General features: G+C 50.2%; 15 protein-coding genes and 1 pseudogene. 14 read left to right on the top strand and 2 right to left on the bottom strand.

What is annotated here, in order from left to right; genetic code table 11:
• From OCV63_RS01600 to mobQ, 9 genes and pseudogenes are all read left to right on the top strand, one after another.
• A pseudogene (locus tag OCV63_RS01600) lies at positions 1-431 on the top strand (ABC transporter ATP-binding protein); the annotation flags it as partial.
• Positions 424-1,218, top strand: coding sequence for an ABC transporter permease (locus tag OCV63_RS01595; protein WP_002596320.1), 795 nt, complete (start codon positions 424-426; stop codon positions 1,216-1,218). The pseudogene OCV63_RS01600 and the gene OCV63_RS01595, both read left to right, overlap by 8 nt.
• Positions 1,219-1,230: 12 nt before the next feature.
• A complete protein-coding gene (locus tag OCV63_RS01590; protein WP_002596321.1) occupies positions 1,231-2,046 on the top strand; it encodes an ABC transporter permease in 816 nt (271 codons plus the stop codon).
• A 5-nt stretch (positions 2,047-2,051) separates the two neighbouring features.
• On the top strand, positions 2,052-2,513 hold the full coding sequence (locus OCV63_RS01585) for a hypothetical protein (protein ID WP_038259777.1): 462 nt from the start codon (positions 2,052-2,054) through the stop codon (positions 2,511-2,513).
• A 454-nt stretch (positions 2,514-2,967) separates the two neighbouring features.
• Positions 2,968-3,381, top strand: a complete 414-nt coding sequence (locus OCV63_RS01580; protein WP_002596323.1) for an RNA polymerase sigma factor — start codon at positions 2,968-2,970, stop codon at positions 3,379-3,381.
• 103 nt (positions 3,382-3,484) lie between these two features.
• Positions 3,485-3,937, top strand: a complete 453-nt coding sequence (locus OCV63_RS01575) for a hypothetical protein (RefSeq protein ID WP_002596324.1) — start codon at positions 3,485-3,487, stop codon at positions 3,935-3,937.
• A gap of 10 nt (positions 3,938-3,947) precedes the next feature.
• A complete protein-coding gene (locus tag OCV63_RS01570; RefSeq protein ID WP_002596325.1) occupies positions 3,948-4,409 on the top strand; it encodes an RNA polymerase sigma factor in 462 nt (153 codons plus the stop codon).
• A gap of 28 nt (positions 4,410-4,437) precedes the next feature.
• On the top strand, positions 4,438-4,728 hold the full coding sequence (locus OCV63_RS01565) for a DUF3847 domain-containing protein (protein ID WP_002596326.1): 291 nt from the start codon (positions 4,438-4,440) through the stop codon (positions 4,726-4,728).
• Between the two features lie 186 nt (positions 4,729-4,914).
• Positions 4,915-6,360, top strand: coding sequence for a MobQ family relaxase (mobQ, locus tag OCV63_RS01560; RefSeq protein ID WP_118083553.1), 1,446 nt, complete (start codon positions 4,915-4,917; stop codon positions 6,358-6,360).
• 107 nt (positions 6,361-6,467) lie between these two features.
• On the opposite strand, the gene OCV63_RS01555 is transcribed toward mobQ, so the two are convergent.
• The gene (locus tag OCV63_RS01555) at positions 6,468-6,758 is read right to left on the bottom strand and encodes a type II toxin-antitoxin system YafQ family toxin (RefSeq protein ID WP_002596328.1); all 291 of its coding nucleotides are present in this window, start codon (positions 6,756-6,758) and stop codon (positions 6,468-6,470) included.
• Positions 6,755-7,033 carry a type II toxin-antitoxin system RelB/DinJ family antitoxin gene (locus tag OCV63_RS01550; protein WP_005924829.1) on the bottom strand — a complete coding sequence of 93 codons (279 nt, stop codon included), beginning with the start codon at positions 7,031-7,033 and terminating at the stop codon, positions 6,755-6,757. Before OCV63_RS01550 ends, OCV63_RS01555 begins: the two co-directional genes overlap by 4 nt.
• Before the next feature lie 126 nt (positions 7,034-7,159).
• Here OCV63_RS01550 and OCV63_RS01545 point away from each other — a divergent pair, with 126 nt between their 5' ends.
• The 5 genes from OCV63_RS01545 (at position 7,160) to OCV63_RS01525 (ending at position 9,962) form a co-directional block, all read left to right on the top strand.
• On the top strand, positions 7,160-7,558 hold the full coding sequence (locus OCV63_RS01545) for a cysteine-rich VLP domain-containing protein (RefSeq protein ID WP_005933550.1): 399 nt from the start codon (positions 7,160-7,162) through the stop codon (positions 7,556-7,558).
• 113 nt (positions 7,559-7,671) lie between these two features.
• Positions 7,672-8,421: a phage replisome organizer N-terminal domain-containing protein gene (locus OCV63_RS01540; RefSeq protein WP_005933547.1), complete on the top strand. Its 750-nt coding sequence runs from the start codon at positions 7,672-7,674 to the stop codon at positions 8,419-8,421.
• Positions 8,418-9,281: an ATP-binding protein gene (locus OCV63_RS01535; protein WP_005933545.1), complete on the top strand. Its 864-nt coding sequence runs from the start codon at positions 8,418-8,420 to the stop codon at positions 9,279-9,281. The genes OCV63_RS01540 and OCV63_RS01535 overlap by 4 nt, the downstream gene beginning before the upstream one ends.
• A gap of 43 nt (positions 9,282-9,324) precedes the next feature.
• Positions 9,325-9,519 carry a transposon-encoded TnpW family protein gene (locus tag OCV63_RS01530; RefSeq protein ID WP_005933543.1) on the top strand — a complete coding sequence of 65 codons (195 nt, stop codon included), beginning with the start codon at positions 9,325-9,327 and terminating at the stop codon, positions 9,517-9,519.
• 77 nt (positions 9,520-9,596) lie between these two features.
• Positions 9,597-9,962, top strand: coding sequence for a hypothetical protein (locus tag OCV63_RS01525; RefSeq protein WP_014080225.1), 366 nt, complete (start codon positions 9,597-9,599; stop codon positions 9,960-9,962).
• Positions 9,963-9,965 lie beyond the last annotated feature (3 nt).

The raw sequence follows: 9,965 nt of genomic DNA, 5'->3' as shown, positions 1-9,965 counted from the left end.
ATCCTATCGGTATTGCAGAAGTACGCTCCTTTATTCGGGAGCTTTGCGACGCAAGAGGAAAAACCATTTTGATTTCCAGTCACATTCTTTCGGAGATTTCCTTGCTGGCTGACGATATTGGAATTATCGACCACGGCGCATTGCTGGAAGAAGAAAGCCTTGCTGAACTGGAGCAAAAAAGCAGTAAGCATATCCGGTTTACACTCTCTGATACTGCACAGGCGGCAAGAATTTTGGAACGCAATTTCCATGAAAACCATTTTTCCATACAGGACGACCACAATCTGCGCCTGCACAACCTTGATCTGCCTGTGGGGAAAATTGTAACTGCCTTTGTAGAAAATGGATTGGAGGTATCGGAGGCGCATACTTGTGAAGAAAGTCTTGAAGATTACTTCAAGCGTGTGACAGGGGGCGAAGGAATTGCTTAAACTAATCAAATGCGAATTTTTGAAATTAAAACGGAAGCCCTTGGTATTTATTTCTCTGCTGCTTTCTGTTTTCATGCCATTGGCTTATGCTTTCTTTCTGGCAGATGTAAACACTGATGTGGATGCTGTAAATGGAGTGATGTCCAGCCTGTTCCAGCTCAGTGCTTATTTGCTTTTGATGCCGCTCCTTGTGATACTGGCTTCCAATCTGCTGTTTGAGGAGCTGGACAATGACACACTAAAAAACCTTGTTACCATACCGATAAACAGAACCAAGTTGGTGCTGTCCAAGATGCTGGTTTTGCTATTGTTTGCCGTTGGCTTTATGGCAGTTGGAGGATTGGTAAATCTTGCGGTTTTGCTGTTTCAGGGCTGGGAGCCGGTTGGGTTTTGGACCTTGTTTGGCGTTGGGATAGAAGAAGGGCTGATTATGTGGGTAGGCGCACTTCCATGTATCCTGCTCGTTGTTCTTCTTAATAAAAACTATATCGTGTCGGTCGTGATTACCTTTTTCTATACGACTGCAAATTATATCCTTTCGATGAGCGATGCGTTCCTCACACAGCCTTTTGGTTTGAATATCGGAACCCTGTTTCCGGGACCGCTGGCTTTCCGCTGGACCTTCCAATTTTATGACCAAAGCCAGACCAGTGCGGAATTGGCAGACTTGTTGGAACGGATCAGTCCGTATTTTCTGAATGGTGTTCAGGTGTTCGGTGTGATTGTTGGGGAAGCCGTTGTATTTCTTGCGCTGATTGCGTTGGTTTACCGGCGCCAGGAAATCTAAGGGGGTGTAATTATGTGGAATTTATTAAAAGCAGAATTGCTCAAGCTACGCCGGTGCCAAATACTTTGGGTGGGGCTGGTGGCGCTTGCACTCTGTCCGTTGGTGCAATATGGGAGCCAGCTGATTGTGGAGGCGGAGTACCGAAATCCAAACTATGATTTTTCCACTCTGTTTGAGAATGTTGTCTGGGGCAATACGCAGATGTTTTTTCCGATTTCACTGGTGATGATTGGCAGCTGGCTGATTGACAGAGAATCCACCCATGATACGCTGAAAAACATCATGACAATTCCTGTTTCCATGCCGAAAATGCTGGGAGCTAAGCTCTTTTGGGTCGGGATTTTTGCAGTCCTGCTGGGAATATACAGCGTTGGCGTTACCTTGATTACTGGATTGACGGTTGGATTATCGGGACTGACAGTGGAAGTGTTTTTTCATGGAGGTACACAGATCGTGTTGGCAGCTCTGACGACCTATTTGGTCTGTATGCCGCTGATCTTGATTTTTGGGCAGATCCGAGGGGCATATCTGGGAGGTTCCATTCTGGCGTTTTTCCTTGGATATAGCATGCTGTTCTTCAAAGGCGGTATCCTTGCCAGCATCTATCCGTTTTCTGCTGCGCTGATTTTAGTGGGCTTTGACATGAGTGGATATGCCGGAACAACCACAGCCCCGAATCCTTTGCTGGCAGTCATTGGGGTTGGCATCATGGTTCTCTGGGCGGTGCTGTTGTTACTGATGTCCAGTAACAAAAAAGAAATAAAATCCCGTAAACAGGCAAATTCCAAGGGAAAAGGAAAGCGTGCTGTACGCAGGAAAGGAAGGTGATACCTGTGAAGAAAATAGTTCTATCATTATGCTTGATACTGTTGGGCGCTTCTGTGCTTTCCGGTTGTACAAAAGATGAAGTTCTCGATCAGTATAACAATATTGTTCAGTCTGCTGGTTCCATAGCACTTACCGGAAATTCATCCTTACAAGGTACGAAAGAAAAAGGAATTGATGATTATACAGGAAGCTATACAGCCAACTATGAGGATTTTTCAGATACAGAGTATTTGTTCGGCGGAACTTCCATAAAGCGTGAAGCGGGTAAGGATCTGTCTATTGACTGCGCGCTGGAGGTTACGGATGGAACTGCAAAAGTATTTTGGATTTCTGGAGCTGATGAAGAAGTCACTTTGCTTGAAACAACCGGAACATATAGTGATACAATTACACTCCCTGAAGGTGGAAACTATATCGGCATTGAATGTGAAAATTTCACTGGAAGCATTGAATTGAATATGGAGTAACATTCTGCCGGACGACGGCAAAAGAAAAAAAGCCGTCGTAAAGCAGACACATTTCCACGCGCCTATGAAGCGGTGGCTTTGATTTCAGAGCCGCCGTTTCTTTTCGTTTATCCTAAACCAACGACGACCTAACACCGTGTAAATCCACGGCGGCATATAGGAGGATTGCCGCCGTGTCTATGTTTGCCTTTTTTCACAGTACCCATGACCTGCACCAGCTAAAAAAAGCCTGTTTCCAGCAGCGGAGCAATGCGGCCAGCAGTATGCACTATACCATGTAACTAAACAGCCAAATATACTCTATTACGCTCGTATGGCTTTATGCCGTCCGGGCGCTTTTTTGTCCCTATGGAGCCGGAACATCGGGTCAGCATGGCCCGAACTTTATCCCCGGTGCCGCGCCCCACCACCCCATTCAGATTTTCCCAAAAAAGTCTGAATGGAGGAAGGACAGATGGAAGTTACCATCAATTATAACGGACAAGCTGTGGCCGTGGAGGTCACGCTGGAAGTCTATGAATTTCTTGATCGGGCAGATCACAAAACGGAGAACCTGTTCCATGAACAGCGGCGGCATTGGGATGGCCGGGAGTTTGACGAGTACATCATTACCACCGAGGGTGTAGGAGCCTACGGCGAAACGCCGGAAGAATACCTTTGCCGCATGGAAACGCTACATGAGCTGATGGCAGTTCTGGACACCTGTACCGAGGCCCAGCGCCGCCGGTTCCTGCTCTATGCGCTTGACGGGCTGAGCCTTGCAGAGATCGGTGTGCTGTGCGGCTGCTCCAAAGTGGCTGTGTATCAAAGTGTGGAGGCGGTCAGAAAAAAATTTATAAATTTCTTTGAAAACAGGCTTAACGAATGACCTGTTTTCTGGCTACCAAGTGAAAGGGATCATTTCCCTTATCTCAGCGAGGGGCGGACAGCGGACGAGCTGCCCGCCTCTCCGATTTTCAGGAGGTAAGCCTATGAAAACAATCAATCTGCGGTGGATGTATCCCCACTACCGGCATGACGAGTTTGTGGATGTTACGGACGAGGTATGGGCAGCGATGTATCAGGCCCAGCGGGAGATGGAGAACTATGAGCGTCGGAAAGTCTACCACCGCGCCTACTACTCTCTGGACGCATACAGCTGGCTGGAAAATTACGCACTGGAACACAGCAGATCGCCGGAAGATATTTTGCTGGAACGAGAAGAAATGACCACCCGCCTGCACCTGATAGCAGCTCTGCCGGTGGCTCTGGCTCATGCCACTCCGACACAGGCCCGCCGTGTTCACGCCTACTACATTGGAGGTATCAAGCAGCCGGAAATCTCCCGGAGAGAGGGCGTCCACAGCAGCAAGGTCAGCGTTTCCATCCGTCGGGGGCTGCGGAATATGCGCCGTTGCTATGATGGCCTTTTCCAAACAGAGTGAGGGCGTGCCTATGCAGACCATCAATCTCAAACAATATTATCCATTTTGCAAAGAGGACATTTTTGTGGAGGTGTCCGATGAAATCGTCGAAGCGTTTCTTCTGGATAAGAGAGCCGAGGCCGCCAGGGAACGCAAGATGTTCCGCTATAAGGCGTTTTACTCCCTCGATTGTAACGACGGAATCGAAAATGCTGCAATCGGCTGGGCGCAGCCATTGCCAGAGGATTATCTGATAGAAAAAGAGGAATTAGCCGAATACGAAGAACTGATACGGCGATTGTACGAAGCCATTTCTTCCCTGCCACCTATGCAGGCCCGCCGTGTCCATGCCCGCTATATGCTGGGCATGAAAGTGAAAGATATTGCCGCAATGGAAGGTATCACACCATCGCAGGCGGGAAAATCCATCCACGCTGCACTGCGGAGGTTGCGCCGGTACTTTGTGCGTCAGAAATGGACGGTCAATCTATGAGCGTTTCCAAAGAAAAGAGGTGCATGATATGAACGAAAAAATTACAGCCCACCCCCAAAAAGAAGAACGGGAGAAAGTCCTGAAGGAAATCCAGCAGCTTGAAAACCGAAAGAAGATTTTGGAGAACAAGCAGCGGAACGAAGAACGCAGGGTTCGCACCCGCCGCCTGATTGAGCGCGGAGCCATTTTGGAGGGGATTTTTCCGCTGGCTCCCAACCTTTCCGGAACAGAGGTCAAAGCATTTTTGATTACCCTGTCCCATCTTCCGGGGGCTGCGGAATTGACTGCAAACCTGTCAAAATCCGGGGATACGCCATAAGTCCCTTGTTTACAAGGGCGCACTTATACACCGTTGCCGGTGCTGTGCGCCCTGCCGGGGGCGTTGCGTACTTCGTCCGCGATGGGAAGCTACGCTCCCCAAACCCCTTGTGCGCTCTGCGCAGCCGGACACCCGCTTTGCGTTTGTCAGGCTCCACAGAGCCTGTTATCCCCTCACTGAAAGGAGGTGTTCCCCATAGATTTCTGTCATATCCCCGTCAGTATTATCAAGCGCAGCGCAGGCCGTTCTGCCGTTGCCGCAGCTGCTTACCGCAGCGGAACCAAGCTGACAAATGAATGGGACGGAATGACCCACGACTACACCCGGAAAGGCGGCATTGTCCATGCGGAGATCATGCTGCCTGCCCACGCCCCGCCGGAATTTGCAGACCGTTCTATCCTCTGGAACAGCGTGGAGCAAATCGAGAAAGCAAGAGACAGCCAGCTTGCCCGCGAGATTGAGGCAGCTTTACCCCGTGAACTGTCCGGCGAACAACAGCTTGCCCTTGTGCGTGCCTATGTGAAGGACAACTTTGTAGACAAAGGAATGTGCGCCGACTTTGCTATCCATGACAAGGGAACCGGCAACCCTCATGTCCATATCATGCTGACGCTCCGGCCGTTGAAAGAAAATGGACAGTGGGGCGCAAAGTGCCGCAAGGCATACGATCTGGACGAGAATGGACAGCGTATCCCGGATGGGAAAGGCGGCTGGAAAAATCATCGGGAGGATACGACCGACTGGAACGATAAAGGAAATGTGGAGATTTGGCGGGCAGCGTGGGCAGCCTACACCAACCGGGCACTGGAATCTGCCGGTAGACCGGAGCGTATTGACCACCGCAGCTACAAGCGGCAGGGCATTGATAAAATTCCCTCTGTCCATCTGGGGCCAGCTGCCAGCCAAATGGAAAAGCGCGGTATCCGCACCGACAAGGGGGAAGTAAACCGACAGATCGTCGCCGACAACAAGCTGCTGAAAGAAATCAAAGCTCGCATTACCCGTCTTTATCGCTGGTCGAAAGCGGAAGCGGAAAAACCACAAACGCAGCAAAGCAGCTTGACCGCCTTGTGGGAAGCCCAACAGCAGTTGAACGCTCCCCGCACCCGCACCGGCAAAATCCGGGCTTTGCAGGAAAGCGCTGCACTATTCAGCTTTTTGCAGGTAAACGGCATCCAGTCTATGCAGCAGCTTCATGAAAAAATCGCTGATATGAACAGCTGTTACTATGACCTGCGGGGAAAGATCGTCAAGGCTGAGCGCCGGATCGCCATTCTTACCGAACGCGGGGAGATGTGGGAACAGTACAACCAGTACAAGTCCATCCACAAGCAGCTTGCCAAAGTAAAACCGGAAAAACGGGAACAGTTTGAGCAGCGCCACAGCCGGGAACTGATCCTGTATGATGCAGCAGCCCGGTATCTGAAAGAACTGAAAGACAGCGGCGAGGGGATCACCCCGAAGGCATGGCAGCGGGAAATCGACCAGCTGGCCGCCGGAAAGCAGACGGACACGCTTGCCATGAAATCCATGCGGGAGGAGTTGAAAGCAGTGGAACGGCTCCGCAAAACCGCCGAGCAGCTGTCCCGACAGGAAAGGGACAAGTCTCACGACCGTGGGCCGGAGCGGTAAAGGCTACCGCGTTTTGGCGTACCCCTGTCAAGTGCGTCGCGTTTCACGACATACTTTTGCATACAGAAAAACCGCCGTACAGGTTTCCCCATACGGCGGCAGACTGTTTATTTGCCGAACAAGTCGCTGTGTGTGCCGGTGCGGGCCAGCGTCAGCACCAGAACATCATCCTCTATGCGATAGACAAGCAGCCAGTCCGGGAGAATATGACATTCCCGATGACCTGCCCAATCGCCGGACAGGTCATGGTCACGGTTCTTATCCGGCAGCGGTTCGCCCATTGCCAGCAATGCTACGACCTGCTCCAGCAGCTCAATCTTCAAGCCACGCTTGATGGCTCGTTTGTAGTCCTTTTTGAAACTGGTCGTGTACTTGACGGTATATTTGGTTTCTTTCATCTTTTCAGGTCAGCAAATAACTCGTCAAGGTCATTGTAGCCCTTTACAGACGGGTCTTTTGCAATCCTTTCCGCTTCCAGCATGGCAGCAACCGTTTCTTTGTTCGGCTGTTCCAGCCTTACTTCAAAGGGAATGCCGCCTTCACGAAGCGACTGGCGCACAAAGATGTTAAACGCCGTAGTCAGGTTCATGCCAAGTTCAGTAAACAGTGCGTCCGCCTGCGCTTTCAAATCTGCGTCCATGCGGATACTGATGTTTGTGGTATTTCCAGCCATACGATCAACCCCTTTCTGCTGGCAATTATAGTATATGCCATTTGCACGAAGAAAACAATACTTTGCACGAATATTTAACAATAAATTCATTCAAGGAGGTTACCTGCTTTATGAAAGAAATCATTTATGAAGAACAACAAGACTGAACCTATCCCTGTCATGGATTACCGCCAGTACCGCAGAGCGCGGAAACTGGTGCATGAGTGCTGCAACTACATTGCCGGAAACTGTATCGCCCTGGACGATGGGGAGGAATGTATCTGTGTCCAGTCCATTTCCTACTCCCTGTTGTGCAGGTGGTTTCGGGCGGCGGTATTGCCGCAGGATAAGGAACTGGAAACGGCGCTGTTCCACCGGCTGAATGCTAAGAAATGCGCCGTATGCGGGGCGCTGTTTACCCCCGGTTCTAACCGGGCTAAATACTGCCCGGAATGTGCCGCACGCATGAAGCGGATTAACGCCGCAAAGCGCAAGCGGAAACAACGGGAGAAATGTCACGCTTTAGGGGCTGAAAAACCCTTGTAAATCAAGGCTTTTTTTGAGGGTGTCAAAGGCAGTCTGATAGATTTATCCTCTGACCCCTAAAATAGCCTTAAAATGCGTACAGAATCCCAAAAGAACCCCTAAGGAGGAACCCTATGTCAGACAATCGAAAATATTATTACCTGAAACTCAAAGAAAACTATTTTGATGATGATTCCATCGTGCTGCTGGAAAGTATGCAGGACGGTGTGCTGTATTCCAACATTCTGCTCAAGCTGTACCTGAAATCGCTGAAACATGGCGGGCGGCTCCAGCTTGACGAGGACATCCCTTACACAGCGCAGATGATCGCTACCATTACCCGCCAGCAGATCGGCACTGTGGAGAGAGCCTTGCAGATCTTTTTGAAGCTGGGTCTTGTGGAAGTGCTGGACAGCGGCACATTCTACATGAGCAACATCGAACTTTTAATAGGCCAGTCCTCTACCGAGGCCGAGCGAAAGCGGGCTGCAAGGCTTCAAAATAAGGCTCTTTCTGCGCTCCGGACAAGTGGCGGACATTTGTCCGACATTCGTCCACCAGAGATAGAGATAGAGTTAGAGAAAGAGATAGAGATAAAGAGAGAGATAGAGAAGGTACGCCCTGAAACGGGGCACCCTTCCCACACCTATGGCCGTTACCAGAATGTTTTCCTGACGGATGAAGAACTGGCAGACTTGCAGGTCAGCTTTCCTGCTGTATGGGAACAGTACATCGAAAAGCTGTCCGAGTACATGGCTTCTACTGGCAAGCGTTATCAGAGCCATGCAGCGACCATCCGGCGTTGGGCCGGTGAGGACGCTAAAAAAACGGTCACACCCTCACGCAACCGGGATTACAGCGTAAAGGAGGATGAAACTGTATGATTGAGATTACCGCAGAAATCCGGGCATTCATCGACAAGGCAGCTGCCGGTGTGGAATTGGCTGAGGACGAGTATATAGACCCGTCAGACGGGCTCATTCACTGTAAGAAATGCGGCGGCCAGAGGCAGACCGTTGTGCCATGCTTCGGGAAATCCGGCTACTTTATGCCGCACTGCATCTGCCAGTGCCAGCGGGAGGCTGAGGAGCAGCGCAAGGCTGCTGAAGAACGGCAGCGCCGCATGGAGCGTATCAAACGCCGAAAGGCACAGGGCCTGCAAGACCGTTATCTGTACGACTACACATTTTCCAATGATAACAGGCAAAACCCATTGATGGACAAGGCTCATGCCTATGTGGAGAACTGGAAAGAGGCATATAAGAGCAATATCGGGCTTTTACTGTTTGGAGATGTGGGAACCGGCAAGTCTTTTTTCGCCGGATGTATTGCCAACGCTCTACTTGACCAGGATGTGCCGGTGCTGATGACGAACTTCCCCACCATTCTGAACCGCCTGACAGGGATGTTCTCTGAGGACAGGTCAGAGTTTATTGCCAGCTTTGACGAATATGACCTGCTTATCATTGACGATCTGGGTGTAGAGCGCAGTACCGAATATGCTATGGAGCAGATGTTTTTCGTCATCGACAGCCGCTATCGCAGCCGAAGACCCATGATTATCACAACAAACTTGAAACTGTCCGAGCTGAAAAATCCGCCTGATCTGGCCCACGCCCGTATCTATGACCGTATTTTGGAACGGTGTGCGCCGATCCTCTTTGACGGGAAGAATTTCCGGGAAGAAAATGCCGGTGTCACCCGACAGGCAGCAAAAGACATTGTAAACAGTAAGCACGATTGATTTTTTACCGGGCGGCACAGACCCGTTCGGAGAAAGGAGCGCTATGAACAAAGAACCCCGTACTATGCAGATGGCAGACGCCGCTGCTGCGGCCAGAGCGCCGGAAAACACGCCAGCGATGGTAAAGAAAATCGGCAAGACGACCTACAAGGTTCATGTCCATTTCAGCAATACCAGCACAGAAACCATGAGCGATAAAATCAAGCGTATGCTCAAAAATGAAATTCAGCAGATGTGACAGACTGATAAACTAAGCCGCCTTGTGCTAAACTGATGATGGTACGCACCAAAATTTTTGTCAAGGAGGACATGAAAATGCTTTACACAGAAAAAGAGAAACATGAAATTGAGCGAGTAAAGGAAGTCTTTGCGGAACATCTGCGGCAAAGCCCTGATTTTGAATTGCTCTGGTCGGACAAGGTGGGCTATGTCTGGCTGACGATTGGCGTAAATCCAGTCTATGTGGATACCGGTATCAGGATAGAATCTGCCGCCGATCTCTGCGGCAAGTGTTTGGATGATGTTGCTACGGATGTTTTATATATGACTGGCAACGATCATGCACTGGAAGCAGCCGACCCGCTGGAGTTAGCCGAAATCAAGCGGCTCTGGGAGCCATATATCAACCAGCTGCCAGACTATGCGTATCTCTGCAAAGACCTGCTGAACGGAAAAATGTAATCT

Origin of the sequence: Laedolimicola ammoniilytica, from assembly GCF_025567165.1 — a bacterium.
Taxonomy (GTDB): domain Bacteria; phylum Bacillota; class Clostridia; order Lachnospirales; family Lachnospiraceae; genus Laedolimicola; species Laedolimicola ammoniilytica.
Note: the sequence above shows the minus strand (reverse complement) of the source record. Positions and strands in the feature narration are given on the sequence as shown.